Below are 25155 nucleotides of genomic sequence, written 5' to 3' on the forward strand. Positions count from 1 at the left end.
ACTCTCTTTTATTTTTTTAACTCTTTTAGGGCGTTTTCTTGAAATTTTCTAGAAATCTTAAAAACCTCTGCATAAAAACTTGCAAGGATTCCTCCATTCAAATGCTTGAAATCCCTTTGGCTGAGTCGTTTTAAAATCTCTTGCTCTCTTTTAGGGCAATAAATGGGGCTTTTTTGGGGGCTTTCTTGTTTGATAAGAGCGATTTTTAAAGCGATTCCTAAGCGTTTGTCTAAAAGATCGCTCAATTCATTATCCAATAAATCAATTTCAGCCCTTAAATTTTCTAAAAGACTATCCAAATTCTTTTGCATCTAATCAAACCCCCTTTAAGCCTTCTTCTTCTAACCGCCATAAATCTTCTAAAGCTTCTCTTTTTCTTATCACTCTGATTTTGTGATCTTCTAGGGCTAATTCTAAGAGTTTGGGGCGCGAATTGTATTGACTGGCCATGCTAGAGCCATAAGCCCCAACCTTTTCTATGGCTAATTTATCGCCTGGCTCTAATTCTGGCAAATGGGCGTCTTTTAAAAAAGTGTCGCTGCTCTCGCACACAGGCCCTACCACATCGCAAGGCGAAATCTCACGCCCCCTACAAGGCGTTATGACCCTTATGGCATGCTTAGCATGATACAAACTGGGGCGTAAAAAATCATTCATGCCCGCATCCACGATTACAAAGCGCTTGTTTTGAGCCTTTTTTTCATACAAAACCTGCATGATCAATTCCCCACTCTCAGCCACGATGGATCGGCCCGGCTCACAAATAATGGTCAAATCCAAGCCTTGAAGTGCGTTTAAAATCCCTTGCGCGTAATCATAAAGCTTGATAGTCTCTTCATTTTCATAGCTCACGCCAATGCCTCCACCCGCATCAAAAAAACGCAAATCAATCCCTAAAGCTATCAAAGATTTAGCGATTTTAGCCACCTTTTGACTCGCTTCTATAATCGGATCTAAATCTAAGAGCTGCGATCCGATATGAAAATGCACGCTAACAGGCTCTAAAAACGCGCTTTTTTTAGCCCAAAGAAACATTTCCAAAGCTTCTTTTTCTCCTACGCCAAACTTATTTTCTTTCAAACCGGTAGAAATATAGGGGTGCGTTTTAGCGTCAATGTTAGGGTTGATTCTAATGGAAATCCTAGCCTTTATCCCTAAAGATTGAGCGATTGTTTCAATCGTTTTTAATTCCATAAAACTTTCCACATTCAAAAATAAAATGTTGAGTTTTAGGGCTTGCTCTATTTCAAATGCGCTCTTACCCACCCCGCTAAACACGATTTTATAAGGCTTGATCCCAGCTTTTAAGGCCCTTTGTATCTCGCCTATGGAAACGCAATCCGCCCCGCTCCCTAAATGGGCTAATAAAGAGAGGATACTCAAATTGGAATTCGCCTTTAAAGCGTAGCAAATCAAAGATTTACGCCCCTTAAACGCTTCTTTATAATTCAAAAAAGCCTGTTTGATCTTGTCAAAATCATAGAGGTAAAAAGGGGTTTTATAAGTTTGAAACAGCTCTTCATAATTAAACATAGAAAAACCTAGCCATAAAATTTGAACGAAGCATTATAGCAAAAAAGCTAAAACGCCACTCGCATGCCCACATTCCCGGTTATATTAATGTCTTGGTATTGTAAGCCCATTTTAAGCCCCACCCCCGCATTCACATACACCAAACGCCACAAATGCATTTCGCCTCCTGTGATCACGCTCGCAAAAGTGTTGAAAATTTCCCCCTTGCGATACAATAAAGTGTTTTCGCCCACAAAACGCACCATATTATCGCCTTTAGATTTGATCAAAAGATCCCTACCCAGTCTCGCCGTTACAAAATAATAGGAATTTTGACTAAAATACTTACGGCTCTCCAACCCCATGTTGAGCGTTAAAACCGATTCGTTAGAGGGGTTTGAATGCATGAGAAATTGTTTGTAAGCGGCATCATTCATTTTGCCTTTCATCCCGCTCAAGCCTATAAAATGATAGCTCAAGCCCACTTGAGGTTTTAGCACCACGCTTTTTTGTTTGAACATGAAATCATAGCCGTAATTCCCATTCACGCTCGTCGTCCAGGTGTTGTAGTTGTAGCGTTGGTTCAACACAGAGAGCAAAGGATTAGAAGAATTGATATTGCTCGCATTGCCTCCATAAGTTTCATTCGCGCTCAAAGTGAATTCGTTTCTTTTTAAAAAAGCCCTCGCATACATCCCCACATCCACATTATTAGCCAAAGAATGCATGATGTTCCCGTTAAAACCGCTATACCCATAAGCCACATAACCCCCAAGGATCACATTTTTAACCAATCGGTCATAACCCACATTCAAGCCATAAAGCGTGCCATTGCCCCCAGAAATAAAGCTCGCTCCCCCAATCCCTTGAACCCAAAGGTTATTTGGGTGTTTGCTGAGTTGAGAATATTTGATAAAAACCTCACTAGGGTTAGGATCGCTAAAACGCTTATTTTTAAGCTCTAACAAAGAAAAATCAGACTCTCCCTCTCTAGCCCTAAAATCAGAGAGTTTTGTCAAACGGCTGGTTTGTTGGGTGTAACTCGCCAATTCTAAAAGGTTGGTAGCGTTGTCTCTAAAATTAGGGTTAGAAATCAAGCTTGCGGTGTTTTGAAGATCTTTTGTTGCGTCTAAGATTTCATTCAAAGAGTGGTTTTCTAAATAAATCGGCGCAAAAAGCGGGTTTTCTTTGGTTTTTATCATCAATGTTGAAAGCCAATTGATAGCGCTATTCCCCCCTATCGCTTCAATTTGATTGAGCGCGCTTTGCCCTTGAATGCCCACAATGTAATCCTGTAAAGTAGGGGGGGTAAAGTCCATGATCCTATCGCCATAAGACATTTTAATCTGGTCATAAAGGATAGAAAGGCTTAAAATGTTGTTTTGATGGGCGTTGTTTGAGTTAGGCAACGCTACGCTTAATAATAACCCCTTATCTTGTAATAAAACCCGTTGACCCAAATAAGTCAATACGCCGTTTTTTTCCTCTATGTGGTTTCCGTTGATATTGATTAAGGTATAGAGCTTCAAATACGATTGCAAGCTGTTGGGGTTGATATTGTAATCAATGTAACGGCTGCTTTTTAATAAAGTGTAAGTCGTATTATTGGCCATGCTGTTATTGACATTGATAAAAGGCGTTTGGGTGGTGTTGAGATTGATGATCCCCTCTGCTTGAATGAGCGGCGTTGGCGTTTGGATATTTTCTAAATTAAAATAGATCGTTCCAAAATTATTCAAAGCCCCCCCTACTTCTAACCCATAAATCCCAGTGCTTAAAGAAGCGTTTGAAGCGATCACTAAATTTTGAAGCACCTCTATTTTTTGCGTGGCGTTGTTGTTAAACGCCCCTTGAATGTTTAAGTTATTCGTTACAAAGCTAGCGTTTTTCTCTAACACCGCCTGATTGGAAATAATGAGGTTGTTGGCTTGGAATTGAGCGTTATTGTAAAGATACAGGTTTTTAATGTTTGCAGAGCCTTTAACTTTTGAAAAATCAACCACCCCGTTAGCGTAAATATTGCCTGAAAAATTGAAATCATTCGCCGTAATTATCAAGCTCTCATCGTTATTGTTCAAGGCGATTGGCGCGTTATTTGACGCGTTATTAGAAGAAGCGCCATTCGTGCTTTGGGCGCTAAGCGTGCAAGGGTTTGTAGCGTTAGTTGTAGTTGGATCGCTTTGTTGCGCGCAGCTAGCGTTGACAAACAGATTGCCTTGAGACACAGAAACATTGTTATTAGCGGCGTTAATCTTAAGGCCGTTGCTTGCATCAAGCGTGGTGATGTTAATGTTAGAAACTTGATCGGACAATAATTGAAGCGTTCCAAAATGGTTAGTGAAAGCGATATGATTGTTTCCGGCAAAAATGAGCGAATTCCCTGCGTTAAAAGAAAGCGTGCCTCCATTGGCGTTAGAGAAAGTGGAATTTTGCACAAAAACATTGCCTTGCGCGTTGAAACTGAAATCCCCTTTTTGCCACGCTTGACTCAAGCCATAGGGAGCGAAAAGCCCCTTGTTACCAAGATTAGGGATCAAATCCCCCAAGCCTTGTTCATAAATAGGCCCTAAGCCTTTAGCCGCTAGGACTTTGTCTAAAACGCTTTTAATCTGCTGGTTTTGCAACAAGCTTTCTAAAGAATTGAGCGTGTCTTGCCCTAAAAATTCGCCAATCATTTGCTTGCCTAAAGCGACTACATCATTTTTTAAAGCCTCGCTCGGCTTGACAATATCTTGCAGCATCACGCTTATGACTTGCCCTATATCGTTAGCGGAAATAAAGCCAGTGATCTGATTGAACAACCCTTTTTTACCCAATAAATCATTGATGGACATGCTCCCTATGAGCTTTTCAGGGTTTTGCAAATCAATGCCCCCTAGTCCGGCTAATCCCCCCACTAGCCCGGTCCAAAAGCCTAATTTTTGTCTGATCAAATCCTTAATCGCTGCATTCAAACCGCTATCATTCATGAGGTTATCAAAATTATTCTGCCCTAAAAGCTGGCTTAGGGTTTGATTTTTTTGTTCAGGCGTTAAATACCCCCCAATCACACTACCACTCCCTAGCGTATTTACTATCAAATTCCCTAATCCCCCGGCTTTATTGATGGATTGCACCGCCACTTCGCCCAAAATATTAGCGAGCCCGGCTTGATTGAAAACCTTATTGATGCCCTCTTGGCCTAGCATGCTAAAAATCCCATCGGTTTGCGAGCTTACGATATTAGCCTGGTTGAGAATGAGCGAAGTTTGGCTGTTAAAAGTTACGCTAGCGCTCCCCCCAGTCCCCCATGCGTTCCCACTCCCTAAAGTGCCGGTAAGATAAATTTCTTTAGCGTTAAAAGTCGTGTCAATATAGCCCAAATCAGCCGAGCTAGACTCCAAAAGCTGCCCCAAATAAGTGCCTCTGAATTTTTGGCACACAATATCAGTATAATCGCAAGGTGTTTGATAGCCCAAGCCCCCAAAAACCACCGCGCTATTGGTGTCTGTTTGCCCTATTTTAGTCGCTCCTATAATCAAAGTGCCGTTATTGAAATTTTGCACCACCGAATTGTTTGCGTTATCAATCAACTCGTTAATGTTTTTCCAATCGCTAGGGGTGATGAGTTTGGTAAGCTGGTTTAGCGCATTAGAGTTTAGATCGCTCAAACTTGAAAGCGAAAAATCATTCCCTAATATCTTTTTGATTTCAGGGTAGAGTTTGAGCGCCATTTGCCCTAACGCTTTGATATTACTGAAATTATAGCCCTTGTTATAGATGTGTAACGCGCTAATAGGGTTGCCTTGCGCGTTATAGGTTTGCGAGATGACAGAAGACTCAGAGCTTAGATTGTTATTTTTCGTAGTGTTGTTACTGCCGTTAGCTTGATAGGATTGATTGGGGTTGTAATAGCCTTTCACGCTGCTCGTGAGATAAAACACGCCTTGTGCATCATCGCTATAAGAATACACGCCATTAGCGTTGTTATAAACTTTTTGGTAGTTAAAGATTTCAGAGCCAATGTTATAGAGCGTGTTTTTAATACCCGGGATTTGAGAGAGCGTAACGCTTAGTTGGTTGTCTTTAAAGCTCTCGGTGATTTTTAGGGCGTTATTAAGGGGGTTAGTGAAACTATAAGTTTGGTTTTTAGCATCATAGATCCCATCACTGATGTGCATGCCAAAGAAGTTGATACGCTCATACCAATTACTATTCATACCCGCTTGAATGATGTTATACACACGATTTTTATTGTCGTTTAGATCGCTTAGTAAATCAATGTTAGCGATATTCAAACTCCCTTGATCGCTAAAAACAAGCTGGCTGTTTTTTAAATCCAGCACGCTGTTATTGTTAGGGTTTAAGAGGTTGCCTCCCAAACTTAAGGGCGCTTTAATGTCAAGGGCTTGATGGAAAGTGATGGGGCTTTGAGAAAAAGCGTTATCATAGAAATTAAACGCCGTGTTAGAAGTGATAGCGCTAGAGCCTTGAAAATCTAAAGAAGAATGATTGCTTAAATTAAACTGCCCTCCTAAAGAGACCGCTCCCTTAAACACGATAGAAGAATCATTCAAACTCGCAGTAATATTCGCTGAATTGAAATTGACCGCTCCATTAAAATTAAGGTGAGAGCCATTACTCGCAATCAAGCTCGCATAATCGTTGATCGTGGCGTTATTGGAAACATTAATCGTGCTTTGGTTGAGGTTGAGCGAGCTGGTGTCGTTCAGATTCAAACCGCCTTGAAGCTCTAAGGTTGAATGGTTGCTCGCATTGATAGAAGCGTTTTGAGAAAGATTGATCGCATTGGCTTTAATACTGCTTGTCCCCACTGAAACGCTTAAATTGGAATTGTCAAACGACACGCTTTTAGCTGAAATTTGATACAAACCAGAGCTTAAATTCGTGCTGTTGGTGAAACTGATCGCATTAGTGGCATTGAATTTAAAAACAGATTGCGTTGCCCCCACATAGCCTCTAAAAGAGCTGTTAGAAAAATCCAGATTCAAAGCGTTGAAACTGAAATTAGGGTTGCCGCCATTTTGCGCGGTATCGTCTATAAAATAGGAGTTTTGAGCCTGAATGTTCGCACCATTAGAAACAAAATTCATAGACGAGCTTTGCGTGCCAGCGGCGCGGTTATACAGAGTTGCGTTCGTTAAAAGAATGCCTTGAAGCCCGTTAAAATTAAGACTCGCGCCCCCACCGCTAGAAATGCGATTCCCGCTTTCAATGCTACCGGTGATGTAAATCTTTTGCGCTTCATAATGCCCTGTGATAAAGCCTATGCATTGCAAGTTCCAGCAATGCCCGCTCGCATCATTACTCCCTACTCCCTTATTGTCCCCAAAGCGAATGATTGCATTAGATTGCGGTACATCGCTCGCATTCGTCCATATGCTTTTAGCCCCAAAAACGATCGCGCTGTTTTGCCCGGTGAATGTTTGAGAAAATTCCGCTTTAGTGAATAGAGTTTTCCCGCTCACATAAAAATCAATGCTGTTGTCGTAATAGTAAATGGTATTGTTTGAATTCCCTAAATTATTGTTATAGCTATTGGGCATGTAGGTCATAAAACCGAGAGCGTTTTGATAATATAAGTGATCCGATTTTTCCATATCCACATAATCAAACACCATGTTAACGCCCAAACGCCGGATAGAAATGCTGTTGGGTGAAAAAATCTCTTGAAAATTGTAGGTTTGGTTATTGAAAGAATACACCACATCATAGACGCCATTACCCGTGCTAGAGACGAGTTTTTCACTGCTTGCCCCATGCCCTTGGTAGTTGATGAGCTGCCATAGATTTTTAGCGTTGTTGTATTCAATTTCTTTAGAAGAGCTTACAAGGGTGATAGGGTTGCCATTTGTGATAGCTTCACCAATATTGATAACCGAATGAGCGCCAAAAGTGATTGTCCCATCGCCAAAAGACAAAGGAGCGTTCAAGTTTTTTAAAGTGATGTTATTTAAAGTAACTTTCCCTTTCACGCTCGTATTCGTAGGGCTATTAAAAACCACATTATCAAAGGTTGCATTCCCTGCAATATTCACAGAGCCGGTATTGTTGAAATTAGCGTTATTTTGAGAGTCATTAGCAGAGTTCCCAAAAACAGCGTTCCCAGCGATTTGCAAATTTGAATTAGCGTTAGTGAAATCCCCCACAAACGAAGTGGTTGCGTTAGAATTATTGAAATTAAAAGAAGCGCTATTGTTAAAGTTAGCGTTATTGAACGAAGCGTTTTTTGCGCTAATCTCAAACGAACCGCTATTGAACTGGTTGTTGTTTGAAAAATTCAAGCTATCGCCGCTGAATTGGTAACCCCCTCCATTAAAGTTGGTGTTTTCAAAAGTCGCTTGCCCCGCATTGAAAATGAATTTCCCGTCTTTGGCTTGGTTAGTGAAATTGGTGCCATACACCAAAAGCTTGCCGTTAGAATTTAGACCCTTCAAATTCTGCGAATTGTCCATGTTTTGCGTGGAAAAAGTCATAGAGCTTGAATAAATCCCGGCGTTATGTTGCGTGATGGTAGCGTTAGCGATATTGATACTATCTACCCCATTAAAGACCAGATTAGCTGCCCCACCGGTGCCTATACGATTGCCAGAACGCAGATTCGCTGTGATATACACATGATAGGCGCTATAAGTGCCATTAGTCGTGCCTGTGCATTGGTAATAGGGCCAAGGCCCGCAATGCCCATTAAGAGCGCTCCCTGAAGTGTCCCCAAAAGACACCGTGTCGCTAGAAGAAACGCTATTTCCAGTCCATGTTGCGTTATACCCGATCACCAGATTACTACCATTCGTGCTAAAGGTTTGTTTAAACGAGTTAGTGTAGCTCCCCCATATTTGAACGCTCGGCAAGTAATAAGTCCCGCTCTCTGTAAAATTTTGGGATTTGGGGATGTAATATTTATGATCATACCAAGGCATGTCAGCATTAATATAATTTGAAGCAGATAAGTCAAATTTGGAGCCGTTAATGACAGGGGGTGGCGTGTAAGTCCCGCTCTCTAAAGCCTGGATAATAATGGAATTAGGGCCAAAAGTTTCTTGCAGTTTGTAGATAGTATCCCCTATTTTATAGCCCACTTGATAGACTTGCGTAGAGTTTGTAGAGGATTTAGAGGGCGAAGAGTCAGCGGGTTTAGAGGTTGTAGCGTTTTCATTCAAAAGCTGTCCGGTAACCCCATTGTAAGTGATCATATCCCACAAACCTTGAGCGAAACTTTGCGGTAATGAAGAGCTTTCGTTCGTTTTTAGGGCGTTTGTTAAGCTGTTGATTGCATGGTTTAAAAGATGATTATAAGTGATCCCACCGCTAGAATTTAAAATCGTTACACTCTTCTCACTGCCTAAACTTGTGAGGTTGAAAGTCGTCCCTTGAGTGAGAGTAACTTGAGAACTCCCAAAATCAAGGGTTGCACTATTTTTAAAGTCATTCTTACCGCTTAAAGTAACGCCACCGGTAACACTCATGTTGTTTGTATTAATAGAAGTGTTGAATGTCGTGTCGTTAAAACTCGCACCCTCATTAATGGTGATTTTACCGGTATTGTTAAAAGTGGCGTTATTAAAGGAAGCGTTTTGGATCGTTAGTTGGTGGTTTGAATTGTTAAAGGCTTGCTGGAAATTCACAGAACCCTTAAGAGTGGTAGCGTTACCACTAAAAGAGCTGTTTTGAATTTGGGGGTGCTGAGTGCTATTAGTTGGATTAGTTTGATTAGTTGGATTACTTTGGTTGTTAAAAGTAAAAGTCCCCCCATTAAAGGAGCTGTTTTGGAAAGTGGCTTGATTCTCAAAAGTATAGGAAGCGTTACTAAACGAAGCACCATTAAAAGAGCTTGTGCCTTTGAAAGTGAAACTACCGCTATTAAAAGCGGTATTATTAGTAGTGCTAAACTCTTTATTGAAAGTGAATGCCCCCTCATTTAATTTCGCCCCGCTAAAAGTGGCGTTCTCTTCAAAAGTGAAACTGCCGCTTGCATTGCTAAAGGTCGTATTAGTAGCGTTAGTCGTGCCTTTAAAAGAATAGCTAGGTCCTGAAGTGGAGCAATTAGCCCCTATCCCAACGCTAACTGAAGAACTGCAAGTATCCCCACTTAAAGAAACCGAATTAATGGTAATGGCGCTGTTAGCATTGCCTATATTCACTTGCGAAGTTTTATACGCACTGATATTGGAATTGATAGTAACATTATTAGCGTTCAAGTTTAAAGTGGCTGTGCCGGTGTGCGTGCCCGCTCCCGATCCCACACGATTGCCCACTTCTACGCTGTTATTCACATTGATAGTCCCAGCGCTAAAAGTAACATTAGTATGCCCATTAGGATACCAAGAAGTGAAGCTATTCCCACTACTCGCACCTAGATTAAAAGTAGCGTTACTGCCTAATTCAATATTTAAATTCCCCCCATTATATTCCCCTCCGGTGTAGTTATACAGACCGCTTAAAAAATAAGTGCCGTTATCATTTTTTAAATTGGCTGTAATATTTTGGTTGTTTTGAGTGTGGTAGTAATTAGCCGCATTACCCCCTGCCCAAGTTTTTGTGATGAGTTGGTTTCCTGTGTATTGTTGTGTTTTTTCCTCCCATTTGTCGCAACGCCATACAGCATACCATGGATGATGCACGCATACCTTTTGGCTTTTTTCCCCCCAACTAAGCCCCAAAATGTCTGTTCCATCAGCATACACCCCACTAGCAAACCCACCGATGAGTAAAGGCACAAGCCATAAAGGACGCTTTAAAATTGCTTTTTGCTTGCGTGCTATCTTTTTTGGTTTCTTTTTAAACTTTTTCATTAAATGCTACTTTCTCATTTCCTAGATAGTAGCCAAAAACTCCCTCATTTGATTAAATCAAAGGGACTAAAGCGCATTTTTTCCAAGCAAACGCCAAAAAAACAAAGCGCACACCAGCACAAACAATTCCTTAAACAGCCATTCGCTTTGAGCGTGCGAGCGGGCAAATTCAGCACTTTGAAGCACGGCTTCGCCCGCTTTTTGAGCGTTTAAAATATAAGGCGTGTAATAAAAAACAAAGAGCAAACACAACGCCCCTATCGCCACGCCAAGGATCAAATACACTAACGATCCTTTATAATAAATAAACGAAATGATTTCATAAAGTAACACCACAAAACCGATCGCACCTAAAAGATAATTGAAACGCACAAAGATTTGCGCCATGAGTTTCCCGCTCTCAAAGGGAGTTAGATTCAATTCGGGTAAAATGCTTGAAGCTTTGAAAACAATGGGCGCGACTATCGCTCCTAGAATGATCAAAGAGCCACCCAAAATACCCAAAAGAAGCAAATACACCCCTAAACCAAATTTTTTCATCTTCCACCTTTTTTAAGATTTTTGCAACAAATGGTTGCAATCCTTAAACTGCCACACTTGAACTAAGGGCGTAAAAAATTCCAACAAAGCTTGAATGTCAGTGATTTTATCTTTTAAACCGATAAACACTTCAATCTTCACGCCTTTTTCTAATAAAAATCTAATTATAGAATCACTATACTTGTAATCCAATAAAAATTCCAATTCTTCTAAAGAACCCATTTTTTTAAAACGCTCCAATTTGGCGCTCAAGCCCACTTCTTGGTAAAAGTTATCCATGTAGCTTTGCGGATCTTTTTGAAACGAAGAAAGTTGTAAGCGTTTGAACGCTAAACTCTTATGCGCTAGCATGCAAGGCGAAAACAATAACAAGGAATTGATGCGCCGCTGTTGTGAGATTTCATTATAAGCGTATTCTATCGCCTTAATCGCCCCCATAGAAAAGCCTGACACATCATAAGCCCCTTTTAAAAGCCACTCTTCAAACAAAACGCTTTCATTAATGAACCCAAAACCACTAAAAAAACGCATTTTCATCCGTTCAACAAATCATACAAATGAGAATGTTCTAAATATTCTTGCTCTAATAGTAGAGCGCTTAATCGCTTGCAAGCTGCAATTTGCGGCTTTAAAAACTCCAGTTGCTCTTCATAAAGAACGCTTAAAGACTCTTTTGTAGGGGTTAAAAGAAGCTCGCTAGCCATAAATTCATTCAAAAATTTCGCTTTTTGCAAGTCCTGTTTAGACAGACTATAACGCTCTTTATAGAGCAACTCTAAAACAATCGTCCCGCTCAAATACACTTTAATATAATTTTTAATCTCGCTCTCGCTATGGATTTTATTTTCATTAAAAGCGATAAATTCCCCTAATATTGGCGCTTTATCAAATTCAATTTCTAGCCAATACGCGCTCAAGGCTTTCGCGCTTTGATACAAAGCGACTAATTCCTTTTGGTTTTCATCTAGGGTTTGGGGCTTTTTCTTGCCGTAAGCGATCTTGTCTTTCACTTCTAAAATGTCGCTCTCAGTGATTTCGTTTCGTTGGTGTTTTAGGGCGTTTAGAGCGCTTTCATTGATTAAAGTCGCTAACATCGCCCCGCTAAAACCCACGCAAATTTTAGCGATCTTAAGATAATTGAGCGTGTGCTTTTTGTTTTCTAAAAGCTTTTCTAAAATGCTCTGCCTTTCTAGTAAATCCGGTAAAGAAATGAAAATACGCCGATCAAATCGTTTGCTCCTTAATAGCGCTTCATCCATCACCTCCATTTGGTTAGTCGCTCCTATCACCACCACCTCATCGTTTTGCAAAAACCCATCCATTTCGGTTAAAAGCTGGTTGAGCGTGGCCTCTCTTTCATCGCTCCTATGCCCTCCCCTAGCCTTACCCAAAGCGTCAATTTCATCAATAAAAATAATAGAGGGGGCATGCCTTTTAGCATGCATGAAAAGTTCATGCACTTTTTTAGCCCCAGCCCCCACATAAATTTGAGAAAACGCGCTCCCGCTTTCATAAAAAAACGGCACTCTGGCTTCACTCGCTAAGGCTTTAGCGATCATGGTTTTCCCCACTCCAGGAGGCCCGATTAAAAGCACGCCTTTAGGGAGGAAAATCCCTAAATCCTGGTATTTTTTAGGGTTTTTTAAATAGTCTATCACTTCTAATAATTCTTCTTTAACTTCATCCACCCCTGCAATATCTTCAAAACGCACCCCTAGCGCATCGTATCGCTGGAATGTATTTTCTAATTCGTTTTTAGATGCGCTTTCTAAACTCATTTTAGTATCCAATCGTTTAGGCAAACGCCAAAAGATCCCAAAAAGCATGCTAGAAATGAAAAAAAGCAACGCTAAAAAGATTTTAGAAACCTTGCTTAAATTTTCTCGTCTTTCTATGGGTATGCTTTCTGGGATTTTATAGGCTCTTAAAAAGGCTTCTTTGTTGGTTTTATAAAGACCCTTGTTAGCATAAAAATAATTTTCATCTTCAATTAGAGTTTGCTTAGGGTGGGATTGGATCACATAAAAAAAGTCCTTACCCGATATGAGCCTAGAAACATCGCTTAAAATTAAAAAAAGAAGCAAGCAAAAAGTAAGGATCAAAAACCCTAACGCCAAAACAAGCGAGCGGTTTTTGATGCGTTTGAAGGGAGAGGTGAGGTTTTCTAAAAATTTAGAAAACGGCATGATTTTCCCTCTCCTTAATTTCATACTCTTTGATTTCTAAAAAACTAGCCCTTAAGGGCTTATCGCTTTTGATTTTAATGGGGTTGAAAAATTGATCTAAGGCTTTAAATTCGCCGTCTTTTTGCGCTTCCACTAGGGCTTTTAGGGGCGTGTTGAGCTTGAGTTGCAATAGCCTGAACGCCTTATTTTTATGAAAAATCAAATCTTTAATCGCATTCAAACGCTTTTTAGAAACTTCCAAACTCACGCTATCGTGCATCAAGCTAGAGGGGGTGTCTTTTCGTTTGCTGTAAATAAAAGGGTGGATGTGCGTTAAAGGCAAGCCCTCTAAATTTTTAAACGCCTTTTCAAAAACGCTTCCGCTCTCGCCCGGATGCCCCACAATAAAATCCGTGCCGATAGCAAAATTCTTAGAAGCGATTATCTCTAATAATTCCCTATCGCTTTTAGTGCGGTTCCTTCGATTCATTCTCTCTAGCATGAAATCATGGCTATGCTGTAAAGCGATATGCAAATGTTTTTCTAAAAAATCCTCTTCTAAAAGCTCTAAAAATTCATCGTTGATTTGATTAGGTTCTAAGCTCCCAATCCTTATGCGTTTTAATCCAGCAATCTGGCTTAATTTTTTAATCAATCGTGCGATATTGCTTCCTCTATCCTTCCCATAGCTCCCCACATTGGTGCCGGTTAAAACCACTTCTTGAACGCCTTTAGAGCATAAAAGACCCACTTGCTCTAAAATTTTCCTCTCTTCAAAGCTCCTAGCCCTCCCTCTCACGCTTGGGATAATGCAATAATTGCAATCAAAATCACAGCCTTCTTGGATCTTGATAAACGCCCTAGTTTTTCCCACAAACTCGCTCACCATCGTGGTGTCTAGGTGCTTGTTTTCTAAATTGTCATCTATAAAAAAACGCTTTTTTTCTTGTAAAAGTGCGTTAATCTTTTCTTTATTGTCATGCCCAAAAACGCCCTTTAAAAACCCTTTTTCAAAAAGCTCTTTGCCTTGAGTTTTCACCCCACAGCCGGTAAATAACACTTCCTTATCCAATCGCGCCATTTTTTTAGCGTAACTCCTTACTGCACTATCGGCCCCATTAGTCACGGTGCAAGAATTGATCACAATAATATCGGCTTCTTGTTCTTCTAAAGTCGCACTAAAGTCTTTCAAATTCTCGCCCATCACTTGCGTGTCAAAAAGATTCGTCCTGCACCCAAAAGTTTTGAAATAGACTTTTTTCATTTTTGTTCCCTTTTATTCCCAAAACCATCGCCTAGAGCATCAGCATCCACTTTAAGCAATTTGCTAGTGGTATAAGCGATATGGATATTTTCTTCTTTCAAAAAAGCTTCAACGATTTCAGCCACAATCTTGCTCCTTAAAGACATGGTCGCATACGAATTGGTTTGATACCACACCGAGATTTTTATCCCGTTATTTTCAGGCATCAAAAAGCATCGAGGCTTCACACTCAAACTCCTTAAAGAATACCGGTCGCGCATTTTATTGAGCTGTTTATAGGTAATATCCGTGTATTCTTTAGACAATTCTGTAGCGATGTTGAGCGCAATTTTAGAAGCTTTTTTAAAATCAGAATCAAATGTAACGCAAAAATCCACGCCATCCCAAACCGTTTTCATCCCAAAATGGCTGTAATTAGCGAACATGGTGGTGAAAATATAATTATTAGGCACAAAGATAATCCGGCCCGCTCTCCTGTTGTTCGTGTAAGTGGTAAAGGTTACATCTTCTAAAATCGTAATGTGCAACATAGAAATATCCAACACATCGCCAATAAAAATATCCGTCCCCTTAGCGATACGCACCCTATCGCCCACATGCACGCTCCCCCCAATCAAAATAATAAACCACCCAAGCAAGCTCATGAACAAATCTTTCATCGCAATCGCTAAGCCCGCGCTCGCAAAGCCTAAAACCGTTACCAAGTAAGTAACATTTTCTAAATAAGAAAAAAGAAAGATTAAAATGATCACGCTCACATTCACGAAGTTAATGGCTTTATTCACGGTATAGACGCGCTCATTATTTTCAATGTATTTACTGGAAATGATTTTTAAAATCCAAGCAAACACCACGCTCAAAAGGGCTGCTAAAAACACATAAACCAATTTAAAAAGTTGGTTTTTAACTTGAGATTTGACAATGCTTATAGCCTCATCGCTGTCTTTTTGGAAAATCCCGATCGTGGTTTTTAGAATGTTTTGAGCCCCTTGCAATTCCAGGCGTTTGGCTTGAGTTTGATAAATTTCATCGCTTAGTTTCGCGTTTTTATCCAAAGCGTGCCACTGATTTAAAAGCTGGTGTTTTTGATCTAAAAGCTTTAAAACTTCTTCTAAAGCAGTTTGGTTATTTTTAAGACTTTCATGCTTTAAATGCATGCTTTTAATGAAAGAAATGCCATCAATGATTGCAATAGGGTTAGCGATATTAGGGATATTGGGGATATTGGGGCGCTCTATCAAATCCTTAAAAGGATTGACCCCATAGCTTTCAAACATTTTTTGCTGGGATTCTAAAGCCTTTAGGGTGTGCTCTAAGGTGCTAATCTTTAATAAATCCTTGCTTTTTTTGTTTTTTAAACGCCTTAATTCCTGCCTCACGCTCTCTTTTTCGGTATAAATTTGATTGTAGATCTTATAGTTTTCAAATTTTTTCAACCACACATTATCGTCTTTGGCGAGTTTTTTATCCACCAAAGCCATTTGCTTTTGTATGGACAATAGCTCTTGGCTTTTATCTTCTGCTTGTAAAAACAAAAAACAAAAGAATAACAATACCCTTAATGCCATTTTTCTAACACCTTTAAAATCGTTTCTTTAGGGATATGAGAGGCAACTTCAAACGCTCCAACGCCTTTGGGCAGAATGAATTTGATTGTCTTATTTTCGCTTTTTTTGTCTAAAAACAAGCGTTCGTAAAATTTTTGAATATCGGTGATTTTGTAATGGAATATCAAATCAAATTTTTCCAATAAATTTTCTATGCGTTCGTATTCTTTTAGAGTGAGCATGCCTAAAGAAAGGGCTAAATCATTAGCCATGCGCATGCCAATAGCGATCGCTTCGCCATGCAAAAATCGCTCATAATCAGTCTCTTTTTCTATCGCATGCCCAAAGGTATGCCCATAGTTCAACCCGGCCCTGATGTTTTGCTCTTTTTCATCTTGCATAATAACTTGAGCTTTGATATTAACGCTTTGAAAGATTACTTCTTCTAAACAATCTTTTAAATCCTTTGTTTCCAATGTTTCTACCAGGTTTTTATCAAAACACACCGCCATTTTAATGATTTCAGCCACCCCTGCTTGAAATTCCCTTTTTTCAAGGGTTTTTAAAAAAGCTAAATCAATATAAACCGCTTTAGGCTGGTGGAACGATCCGATTAAGTTCTTGCCATAAGGCGTATTGATCCCTGTTTTCCCCCCCACGCTCGCATCCACTTGAGCGAGTAAAGTCGTAGGGATATTAATAAAATCAATCCCCCTAAAATAAATACTGCTCGCAAACCCCACCATATCGCTTATGACTCCCCCACCAAGGGCTATCATTAAAGAATGGCGGTTTAATTGCATTTCAAAGGCGTTGTTTAAGATGCGCTCTAATGAATGAAAATTCTTGTATTTTTCCCCGGACTCTATCACGCACACTCTGACTTCTAAGGCTTTCAAGCGCTCTAATAAATAGGGCAAATGCAACCCGGCCACGATGCTATCGCTAATGATGAGCGCTTTTTGTTTCAATTTTATTTCAGGCAGTTCCCCCAAAAACACTTTATAGCTTTTTTCTTTTAAAGGGATTACAATTTCTTGCATTCTTTCACTCCGCTACAGGGATAAAAATTTGAGGGTTATCATCGTTTAAAAACGCTAATTTTTCCACTTTAGTGGATAAAAACCACCAAAAACGCGTGTGCGTGATGCACTCTTCAAAAGGCATGAAATGCAAAATGGGATTTCTTAAAGAATTGAGATACATGATAGGATTTCTAATATCGGTTTGGAAAATCTCAATCTTGCGGTTGAGCGTGTTGGCTAAATTTTCATAATGATTGACAATCTCGTTTTTATAGCGCTTGTTAGGGTCAAAATCATAGAGCAACAAGCCCAAATCCATTTGCATAGACACATCAAAAATCACTGAAGACATGTCCTCATTAATATCCAAGCTTTCATTCAAAACCACCACGCTTTGAGAGGTTTTAAACAAGCCGGAAGTGTTGGTTTTATAAACCGGGGTGGCTGTTTTATACAAGGCCTTTCGGTGTTTTTTAGATAAAAAAAGCTCTTTGCCTACCACGATTAGGCCCATTTTTTTTTGGTGGTCTTCATGGAGTTTTTGGATAAAACTTTTCCCATAAAAATCAAAATTCACTTCAATGCTTTCGGTTTCTAGCGCTAAAAATTTATGATAAAACTTAGGGCTAGTGGGGTGTAAAACCTGGATATAGAGCTTGTAGCTCTTTAAATGTTTGTGCAAAAACAAGGCTTGATACACATCGCGCATCATCGCTTTTCGGCTTTGTAAGCGCATATCAATGTATAAATAAATGCTCTTACCAAAGGGGGCTGGGAACTGCCCCACATTGCTTTTGACTTGATGATACACCGCGTTTAAAATTTCCGGATTGCCCGCCACTAAAAGAATGTCTCGTGGTTGGATAACCAAAGATTTAGTGGAGAGCAACAAAACATCGTTGCGATAAAGCCCTACAATCCTGTATTCTTTTTGCCTGATAGAGCCAATATGCCTATAAGCAAAAATGCTCCCAAAAGGCACATCAATCTCCATGATCTCGCCCTTGCCTAACCCAAACTCTCTAGGGGTGCTAGGGATATTAGGCAAACGAGAAATGAATTTATTGGCTAAAACTTCAAATTCATCAATCAAAATAAGCTTTTCGTCTTTATTTTCTTCATTGTTTTCTAAAGTTTTTTCGCTATCTCTTTTCACGCTCAAAACCACGCGCATGCGTTTGAAATGGGTTTGAATGATTTTATGGATGATGCGTTGCTCTTTAAAATCTTGTATGATTAAAAACGCATCGCTCACCTCATCGTTTAACACTTGCAAAAGCCTGAAACTAGAAGTCGCATCAAAACAATAAAAAGCGAAAGTGCTTGGGTAGTTTTTAGGGATAAGGCTCTCATCTTTGACAACCACTATATAAAAATTATGATTAGAATAATGCCTTAGCACCAAGTCTAAAAAATTTTTTGCTACAATGCCATCTAAAATAAGGGCGATTTTCTTCAATTCCAAACTTCCTAAAAAATGATTACGCCATTATATCCAAGATTAAGGCTTAAACGATGGATTTTCAACTCCAAGCTGTTGATGATAACGCGCGAGCTGGCGTTTTGAATTTAGCTCATTCTCAAGTAGAGACACCCGTTTTCATGCCCGTAGGCACGCAAGGCTGTATCAAATCTTTAGACGCTATGGATATGCAAGAAATTTTAGGCGCTAAGCTCATTTTAGCCAACACCTATCACATGTATTTAAGGCCGGGTGAGAAAGTGGTTGAACAATTAGGGGGCTTGCATCGTTTCGCTCAATTTCATGGGAGTTTTTTAACCGATAGCGGAGGGTTTCAAGCCTTCAGTTTGAGCGATAATGTCAAATTGCAAGAAGACGGGATTATTTTTAAATCCCATATTGATGGGAGCAAGCATTTCTTCACGCCCGCTAAAGTTTTGGACATTCAATATTCTTTGAATAGCGATATTATGATGGTTTTAGACGATTTAGTGGGCTTGCCCGCTCCCTTAAAGCGCCTTGAAGAATCCATTAAAAGAAGCGCTAAATGGGCGAATCTCAGCCTAGAATACCACAAAGAAAATAACCGCCCCAACAACAACCTTTTTGCCATTATCCAGGGTGGGACGCATTTGAAAATGCGAAGCCTTAGCGTGGAATTAACGCATGGTGGTTTTGATGGTTATGCTATAGGCGGTTTAGCGGTGGGGGAAAGTGTAGATGAAATGCTAGAAACGATCGCGCACACCGCCCCTTTGCTCCCTAAAGACAAGCCTCGCTACCTAATGGGCGTAGGCACGCCTGAAAATATCCTAGACGCTATCAGTTTAGGGGTGGATATGTTTGATTGCGTGATGCCCACCAGAAACGCCAGAAACGCCACCCTTTTCACGCATTCTGGAAAAATTTCTATCAAAAACACGCCCTATAAATTGGATGATACCCCTATTGAAGAAAATTGCGCTTGTTATGCTTGCAAACGCTACTCTAAAGCCTATTTGCACCATCTCTTTAGGGCTAAAGAACTCACTTACGCCCGTTTAGCCAGCTTGCACAATCTGCATTTTTATTTAGAGCTGGTTAAAAACGCCAGAAACGCCATTTTAGAAAAGCGGTTTTTGAGTTTTAAAAAAGAGTTTTTGGAGAAATATAACTCTCGCTCTCATTGAATGATGAAATTTAAAAATACTAAAAAGCATTTTTTTACATTTTACGATCAACATTCAGTAAAATAAAAACCCTATCTTTGATAAATTTCAGGGTGGGTGCTTTTAAAACGCCTGTGGAACCAAAAATAACTTTCCGGGTGGTTTCTAATCACTTCTTCACACAAACTCGCTTGGGCTTGCGTGCATTCTAAAATATCGTTTTCAGCTTTATCGGTGATTTGAGAGCGGATACTTGGGTAATAGGTCGCTGTGTAATGCGAATAGTCGTCATTAAAATCAATGAATACCGGCTGGATGTTTATATTGTAGCGGCGCGATAAAATAGAAGCGATCGTGGTGTGCGTAGCGTCTTTATTGAAAAATTTCACCACCACCCCATCTTTAGGCACGACATTTTGATCCACTAAAATCCCCACAAGGCCATTGCCTTGATTGTACATTTTAATGAGTTCTTTCATCGCCCCTATTTTATTGACAAAACGCACCCCAAACGCTTCTCGCCTGCTCATAATCATGTGATTGATAGGGGCGAATTTAGTCAAACGCCCCAAGCACCCCCTACCATAATCCTCATAATATTGCGCTAAAGTCGTGCCTACCGCTTCCCAATAGCCAAAATGCATGCATAAAGTGATCGCTTGGCCTTCCTTGTTTAAAGACTTCCATATATTTTCTTCATTGATGAGCGTGAAACGAGCGTCGTATTCATCTTTAGGGATAAAAATCACCCTGATGGTTTCTAAAATGATGAAAGCAAAATTTTCATAACCCTTTTTAATAATCCTTTTTTTCTCTTCTTCGCTTTTAGAATCCCCAAACACAAAATCCAAATTGGCCTTAGCGTCAAAATAACGGCGCCTATCAAAGGTTCTCATCAGCCACGCTACAGCTTTAATGCACCTTAAAAACCAAAAATGAGGCATTTTAGCCAACATAAACCCCAAAATATTCACTAAAGATTCCACGATAAAAATGCTCAAAATGCGCAGTTCTGTTTTAAAACCCTTGTCGTCTTGTTTCAATATTTTTTCGTGTATGAGTCGTTCTTTATAAGTCATTCTTTTTCCTTTAAAATGTTTAAAACGCATTCTTTAATTTTTTTAGGATCTATGTTTTGGATAGAAAAATCCTTTTTATGGTAGTTGGCGTTTGAATTACCGGTGAGCGAAACATTGATCGGGCTTTCTAATTTAAAACGCTCCATGGGCGTGTTGCCATAAAGGGTGATGCTGGGTTTTTGCAACGCCCATGCTAAATGCGTAATACCCGTATCGCCCCCAATGATCAAATCCATTTTAAAGAGCAACGCCTTAACTTCGTTTAAAGTGAGTTTAGGGAGCAATAACACATCGCGCTGGTTTTTTAAAGCGCCATAAAGCGCAGTGGCCTTATCTTCATCAGCATGCCATAACAAGCAAATTTGAAAATTTTCTAACGCTAACGCCAGCTCTTTAAAACGCTCTATGGGGTAAGTTTTATTGATTTTAGAAGTTTCTAAAACAAAAAGGATTTTTGGCTTGTTTTCATTCAAATTTAACGCATCAATTTTTGGAGAATCTTGGTAAGAAAACACTTTAGATCGAGAGTTTAAGCCCTCTGAAATTTCTTTTTTGGGCAAGTTTAGGGCATGAGAAAGGAGCGTGAAATTGCGCTTTAAAACAGGCTCATTATAAGCGATAGAAACTTTTTTCGAGTAAAAAAACGCGCTCAAACCCTCCCTAGCCGAAGCGTAATCAAAGCCGACTTTTTTAGGGGCTTTTAACATTTGAGTGATGAGAGCGGATTTGATCAAGCCTTGCATGTCAATGACTATATCGTATTTATAAGCCCTTAAAGATTTAAAAAGTTTGAAAATCTTCAAAGGGTTAAAGGTTGTGAGCGCGCTTTTTAAAGCGATGGGGTGTAATTTATCAATATAAGGGGAATGCTCTAAAATCGCGCCAAATCTTTCATCCACGAACCATTCTATTTGAGCGTCAGTAAAACGCTCTTTAATCAGCGCCAAAAACACCGCACTCACGATAATATCCCCAAGCGCTGAAAGCCTGACAATCGCTATCTTCAAGCAAACTCTATCATCAAAGCAATGGGCTTAACGAGTTTAGGGAGCATCTCTTTAGCCAAGTAAAGCGCATCATTAGAATGGATCACAAGCTTGTTTTTTTCTAGCGTGTATTTTAGATGATGGCTGTCTGTCAGGCACAGATTTTCGGCTAAAGAAAGGATGAAACTCAGCCATTGTAAGGTTAAAAGGCTTGGCATCATCGCGCTCATGTGGGCGATAGCGTTGTCTTTAGGGATTTTTTTATGGCTGAATTGCGCCAATAAGCAAATGATCGCTCTATCCTGGTGGCTAAAGCCATAACTCAAAGCGTTTAAAATAAAATACGCGCTGTGCTTGTGGGCTAAATAGACGCTTAAAATCTTACCCATGCTCGCTAATTCCCCCGCAATCTTTAAATGGAAAAGGTATTTTTCATCTATTTTATGCAAAGGCGATAAGGCTTCAAACAATTTCACGCATTCTTTTTTGACCTTTTGGCTGTGCTTTTCATGGGGCAAAAAGCGATCTTTTAAAGAGATTAGAGAGGGGTTGATATTGGGGGGAAATTTATGGTAATGGTGGCGCAATAAATCGCTTAAAAACACGCCTTCTCTCACCCCTACGCCGCTGGTGATCATCAAAGAAGTTTTTAAATGCTCCAAAACGACTAATAAAATCAACGCCCCGCTCCTGATGCTATCCAAACGCTCTTCATTCACCCCCAAAAGCCGCAATTGATCTTCTTTGAGCGTAACAATCTTTTCAATGAACGCTAAATTTTTATGCGCATCTATTTCATAACCATGCAAAGAATCAATGGGGTAATCAAAGCGTTTCATCAATACCTTACTCAACGCCCTAATCGTCCCCCCAACCCCAAAGGCGTTTTTATGCTTAAAGGGCAGTTTAGAAACCTCTTTTTGGATAAAGGCTTTAGCGGTTTTGACCTCTAAGTCTTTGTCTAAAAACATTTCTTTAATGCGAATCGTGCCAACATCAAGCGAGATGAGATCCTTAATCTTGCCTTTTTCAATCAACGCGCACTCCGTGCTACCCCCTCCAATATCTATCGTGATCCCTGAATTTTTATGCAACAAATTCGCGCACGCGATCCCGCCATAGAGCGCTTCTTTTTGCCCGTCAATGATTTTGATTTGCAAACCGCAAGCCTTTTTCACCCTCGCCACAAACTCCAGCCGATTAGGGGCATCGCGCACCGCTGAGGTCGCTACGCATAAGATTTTTTTGCTTTTGTATTTAAGGGCGATTTCTTTAAATTCGCTCAAGGCTTTAATGGCTCTTTGCATGGGGATTTCTTGTAAAACCCCATCAAACGCATAACAGCCCTCTGAAATCCTAACCCTAGATTTGGTTTCAAAAAGCAAGTAAAACCCAAACTGGCTCGTCTTTTTAAAGATAGCCAAACGCACCGAATTAGATCCTATATCAATCACGGTTGTGATTTTAGCCATTGCTAGCCTTTAATCTTGCTCTTTTAAGCTTTCGTATTTGTATTTCAATTCCTCTTTACTCTCTGCATTGTTAGGATCCGGTAAAATCGCATCTACAGGGCATACGCTCACGCAACGAGGTTCATCATCATCATACCCGTAACACTCCGTGCATCTGTCTGGATCAATATTATAAATGGGATCGCCCTCTTCAATCGCCTCACTAGGGCATTCTTCTCTGCAAGCATCGCACGCAATGCATTCATCATTCACCAATAATGACATGACTAACTCCTTTTAAAAAGTTTGAATACGATTTTTACTCTAAATTAGCTTAAAATTCAATCTAAAAAAACTATTTTTTTTTGATTTTGAGAATGGGGGACTTTTTCTAGCACGCCTAAAACCCCTAAATCTTTTAAATGGGTGTAATCTTGTTTGTGGGTTTCTACAAACACGCTTAAGCCCAAACGCCAAGCGAATTCCACCATGCCCTTTAAATCTTCTTTCAAAAGCTCTTCGTCTAAAATGACCCCATCAGAGCCTTGAACAAGCGATTCTAAAAGCTGGTAATGGCTGATGAAAAGATCTTGATGGACAATCAAAGAGCTCGCATGGCGGCGCAACAACCCTAAAACTTCTAAATCAAACACGCTTGGCGCGCCTATTTCGTATAATCCTTTGAAATTGACAACGATGCAATCGGTGCGGGCGTTTTCTTCCAAAAGCTTTCCTAAAACCTCATCAGGGGTTACAAAAACACAATCTTTGGTTTTAGAAATAATTCTAGGCAAGTAAGGGTTATATGATAGGCTTTTACCCAGCATTTCATAAGAAAGCATGCCCTCTTTTAAGGCTAAGCTTTTTTGTAAATTTTCTAAAATCCCTATTTCTTGCATTCTTGAATGATTTTATTGTGCTCTTTTAATTCGGGTTCGGCTTGAATAAACTCTTTAGCGATGCTAGAAAAGATTTTTTTAGCCTCCAAACAATTCCCTAATTTGTAATAACCCCATGCTAAAGAATCCAAATAAAGCACCGAGCCAGAATCCAACGCTAAGGCTTTCCTCACAAAATCCATGCCCCTTTTAATATCTAAGTCATAATCTATTAAGGAATACCCTAAAAAATTATAAAAGAAAGCGTCTTGTGCGTCTTCTTTATCTTTAGTTTTAGCGAGAATTTGCTGGCGCTCTTTGGTGGCTTTTTCTAATTTTTGAATGATAGGCAGCATCTCTTCTTTGGTGAGTTTTTTATCTTTCGCGCTCAAGCTTTCATAATGATAAATGGCCTCTAATCCTAAGAATTTAGGGTCTTTTTTTTCTTGATAGATCAAAGAAGCCTGTTTGGAAGCTTGAGCGAATTTTTTTTGCGCGGTGTATAAGTCTAACAACAAACGCCTGTCAAAAGGGAATAATTCTGCGATTTGCTGGGCCTTATCAAACTCCTTTAACAAGATTAATACCCCTATGTAAAATTGGGCGTTTTGAACAATAGGGTTTTTTTCATACAAACGAGCGAAAGTCGTTTTAGCCAGATTCAACTCATTAAATTGCGTGAAAGTGTTGAGCGCTTTTTGGCACAATTGCTCTGAACAACCATACCTGTCTATATGAGATTGCAACAAATCCAAGCCCTCTTTTTTACGATTTTGCAAAAAATAGATCGTAATGAGTTTTTCCAGGCTGTCTTCATCATGCACTTGGTTATAAAACTTATTCAACAGCGGGAAAGCCTTATCCAAACGCTTTTGAGTCAAATACAAAGTCCCTAACACATTGTCTGTGGCTATGGTCTTTTCTTCTTTACGGATTTTGTGCAGCAATTCAATCGCCTTATCAATCTGCCCCATTTGCGCATAGCCATCCACTAAAATCTTATTGATAGAAACATCATTACGATTATTGGTGATTTTTTGATAGAGCATGGCTAAATGCATAGCGGTTTTAATATCTCCTAAACTCGCCGCTGAAATGGCTGCTTCTTTAGCATACACCACCTTATTGGTTTGCTTGTAAAGATTCATATACCCTTTTTGAGCGGCTGCAAAATCCCCTCTATGGAAAGCGTCTGAACTCAATAAAATTTGATGGTCTTCTGAAAGGGTTTCAGCCTTAAGGCAAGAAAACAAGCTCAAAAACAATAAATTTGCTAAAAATCTTTTCTTTATTGGAATATCCATTA

Annotated in this window: 17 protein-coding genes; 1 reads left to right on the forward strand and 16 read right to left on the reverse strand. The window is 39.8% G+C overall.

Annotated elements, in window-relative coordinates; all coding sequences use genetic code 11:
* Positions 1–8: 8 nt before the first annotated feature.
* From H7N67_RS03840 to H7N67_RS03885, 10 genes are all read right to left on the reverse strand, one after another.
* The gene (locus H7N67_RS03840; RefSeq protein WP_187939106.1) at positions 9–311 is read right to left on the reverse strand and encodes a chorismate mutase; all 303 of its coding nucleotides are present in this window, start codon (positions 309–311) and stop codon (positions 9–11) included.
* Between the two features lie 4 nt (positions 312–315).
* Positions 316–1533: a diaminopimelate decarboxylase gene (gene lysA, locus H7N67_RS03845; protein ID WP_187939107.1), complete on the reverse strand. Its 1218-nt coding sequence runs from the start codon at positions 1531–1533 to the stop codon at positions 316–318.
* A gap of 47 nt (positions 1534–1580) precedes the next feature.
* On the reverse strand, positions 1581–10304 hold the full coding sequence (gene imaA / locus H7N67_RS03850) for an immunomodulatory autotransporter protein ImaA (protein WP_187939108.1): 8724 nt from the start codon (positions 10302–10304) through the stop codon (positions 1581–1583).
* 66 nt (positions 10305–10370) lie between these two features.
* Positions 10371–10844, reverse strand: a complete 474-nt coding sequence (locus tag H7N67_RS03855) for a DUF4149 domain-containing protein (RefSeq protein ID WP_187939109.1) — start codon at positions 10842–10844, stop codon at positions 10371–10373.
* 12 nt (positions 10845–10856) lie between these two features.
* Complete coding sequence (gene bioV, locus H7N67_RS03860; RefSeq protein ID WP_187939110.1) at positions 10857–11375, reverse strand: pimelyl-ACP methyl ester esterase BioV; 519 nt, start codon at positions 11373–11375, stop codon at positions 10857–10859.
* 2 nt (positions 11376–11377) lie between these two features.
* Entirely contained in the window at positions 11378–13030 is a 1653-nt protein-coding gene (locus H7N67_RS03865; RefSeq protein ID WP_187939111.1) for an AAA family ATPase, read from the reverse strand.
* Positions 13017–14273 (reverse strand): tRNA (N(6)-L-threonylcarbamoyladenosine(37)-C(2))-methylthiotransferase MtaB, encoded by a 1257-nt coding sequence (mtaB, locus tag H7N67_RS03870; protein WP_187939112.1) that lies wholly within the window; start codon positions 14271–14273, stop codon positions 13017–13019. Before mtaB ends, H7N67_RS03865 begins: the two co-directional genes overlap by 14 nt.
* The gene (locus H7N67_RS03875; RefSeq protein WP_187939113.1) at positions 14270–15841 is read right to left on the reverse strand and encodes a mechanosensitive ion channel family protein; all 1572 of its coding nucleotides are present in this window, start codon (positions 15839–15841) and stop codon (positions 14270–14272) included. The genes mtaB and H7N67_RS03875 overlap by 4 nt, the downstream gene beginning before the upstream one ends.
* Positions 15832–16863, reverse strand: coding sequence for a 3-dehydroquinate synthase (gene aroB, locus H7N67_RS03880; protein WP_187939114.1), 1032 nt, complete (start codon positions 16861–16863; stop codon positions 15832–15834). Before aroB ends, H7N67_RS03875 begins: the two co-directional genes overlap by 10 nt.
* Positions 16864–16867: 4 nt before the next feature.
* Positions 16868–18304, reverse strand: a complete 1437-nt coding sequence (locus tag H7N67_RS03885; protein WP_187939153.1) for a COG3400 family protein — start codon at positions 18302–18304, stop codon at positions 16868–16870.
* 56 nt (positions 18305–18360) lie between these two features.
* Between H7N67_RS03885 and tgt the strand changes: the two genes are divergently transcribed.
* A complete protein-coding gene (tgt, locus tag H7N67_RS03890) occupies positions 18361–19476 on the forward strand; it encodes a tRNA guanosine(34) transglycosylase Tgt (RefSeq protein ID WP_187939115.1) in 1116 nt (371 codons plus the stop codon).
* Between the two features lie 71 nt (positions 19477–19547).
* On the opposite strand, the gene H7N67_RS03895 is transcribed toward tgt, so the two are convergent.
* Genes H7N67_RS03895 through H7N67_RS03920 form a run of 6 tightly spaced genes read right to left on the reverse strand, consistent with a single transcriptional unit; the run spans position 19548 to position 25153 of the window.
* Complete coding sequence (locus H7N67_RS03895) at positions 19548–20534, reverse strand: lipid A biosynthesis lauroyl acyltransferase (protein WP_187939116.1); 987 nt, start codon at positions 20532–20534, stop codon at positions 19548–19550.
* Positions 20531–21541, reverse strand: a complete 1011-nt coding sequence (gene waaC / locus H7N67_RS03900) for a lipopolysaccharide heptosyltransferase I (RefSeq protein ID WP_187939117.1) — start codon at positions 21539–21541, stop codon at positions 20531–20533. The genes H7N67_RS03895 and waaC overlap by 4 nt, the downstream gene beginning before the upstream one ends.
* Positions 21538–22992: a Ppx/GppA family phosphatase gene (locus H7N67_RS03905; protein WP_187939118.1), complete on the reverse strand. Its 1455-nt coding sequence runs from the start codon at positions 22990–22992 to the stop codon at positions 21538–21540. Before H7N67_RS03905 ends, waaC begins: the two co-directional genes overlap by 4 nt.
* A gap of 9 nt (positions 22993–23001) precedes the next feature.
* Positions 23002–23256, reverse strand: coding sequence for a YfhL family 4Fe-4S dicluster ferredoxin (locus H7N67_RS03910; protein ID WP_000055463.1), 255 nt, complete (start codon positions 23254–23256; stop codon positions 23002–23004).
* Positions 23257–23312: 56 nt separating this feature from the next.
* Positions 23313–23870: a beta/alpha barrel domain-containing protein gene (locus H7N67_RS03915; RefSeq protein ID WP_187939119.1), complete on the reverse strand. Its 558-nt coding sequence runs from the start codon at positions 23868–23870 to the stop codon at positions 23313–23315.
* Positions 23858–25153, reverse strand: a complete 1296-nt coding sequence (locus H7N67_RS03920) for a tetratricopeptide repeat protein (protein ID WP_187939120.1) — start codon at positions 25151–25153, stop codon at positions 23858–23860. The genes H7N67_RS03915 and H7N67_RS03920 overlap by 13 nt, the downstream gene beginning before the upstream one ends.
* Positions 25154–25155: the final 2 nt, after the last annotated feature.

The sequence above is a fragment of the Helicobacter pylori genome (assembly GCF_014498195.1).
GTDB lineage: Bacteria > Campylobacterota > Campylobacteria > Campylobacterales > Helicobacteraceae > Helicobacter > Helicobacter pylori_DO.

Excerpts from the sequence above, each read along its gene's own strand:
- H7N67_RS03855 (WP_187939109.1), bottom strand. The coding sequence starts at position 10,844 with ATGAAAAAATTTGGTTTAGGGGTGTATTTGCTTCTTTTGGGTATTTTG.
- H7N67_RS03910 (WP_000055463.1), bottom strand. The coding sequence starts at position 23,256 with ATGTCATTATTGGTGAATGATGAATGCATTGCGTGCGATGCTTGCAGA.
- lysA (WP_187939107.1), bottom strand. The coding sequence starts at position 1,533 with ATGTTTAATTATGAAGAGCTGTTTCAAACTTATAAAACCCCTTTTTAC.
- H7N67_RS03920 (WP_187939120.1), bottom strand. The coding sequence starts at position 25,153 with ATGGATATTCCAATAAAGAAAAGATTTTTAGCAAATTTATTGTTTTTG.
- H7N67_RS03875 (WP_187939113.1), bottom strand. The coding sequence starts at position 15,841 with ATGGCATTAAGGGTATTGTTATTCTTTTGTTTTTTGTTTTTACAAGCA.
- imaA (WP_187939108.1), bottom strand. The coding sequence starts at position 10,304 with ATGAAAAAGTTTAAAAAGAAACCAAAAAAGATAGCACGCAAGCAAAAA.
- H7N67_RS03905 (WP_187939118.1), bottom strand. The coding sequence starts at position 22,992 with ATGGCTAAAATCACAACCGTGATTGATATAGGATCTAATTCGGTGCGT.
- H7N67_RS03840 (WP_187939106.1), bottom strand. The coding sequence starts at position 311 with ATGCAAAAGAATTTGGATAGTCTTTTAGAAAATTTAAGGGCTGAAATT.
- H7N67_RS03915 (WP_187939119.1), bottom strand. The coding sequence starts at position 23,870 with ATGCAAGAAATAGGGATTTTAGAAAATTTACAAAAAAGCTTAGCCTTA.
- H7N67_RS03895 (WP_187939116.1), bottom strand. The coding sequence starts at position 20,534 with ATGACTTATAAAGAACGACTCATACACGAAAAAATATTGAAACAAGAC.
- H7N67_RS03865 (WP_187939111.1), bottom strand. The coding sequence starts at position 13,030 with ATGCCGTTTTCTAAATTTTTAGAAAACCTCACCTCTCCCTTCAAACGC.
- tgt (WP_187939115.1), top strand. The coding sequence starts at position 18,361 with ATGGATTTTCAACTCCAAGCTGTTGATGATAACGCGCGAGCTGGCGTT.
- bioV (WP_187939110.1), bottom strand. The coding sequence starts at position 11,375 with ATGCGTTTTTTTAGTGGTTTTGGGTTCATTAATGAAAGCGTTTTGTTT.
- mtaB (WP_187939112.1), bottom strand. The coding sequence starts at position 14,273 with ATGAAAAAAGTCTATTTCAAAACTTTTGGGTGCAGGACGAATCTTTTT.
- aroB (WP_187939114.1), bottom strand. The coding sequence starts at position 16,863 with ATGCAAGAAATTGTAATCCCTTTAAAAGAAAAAAGCTATAAAGTGTTT.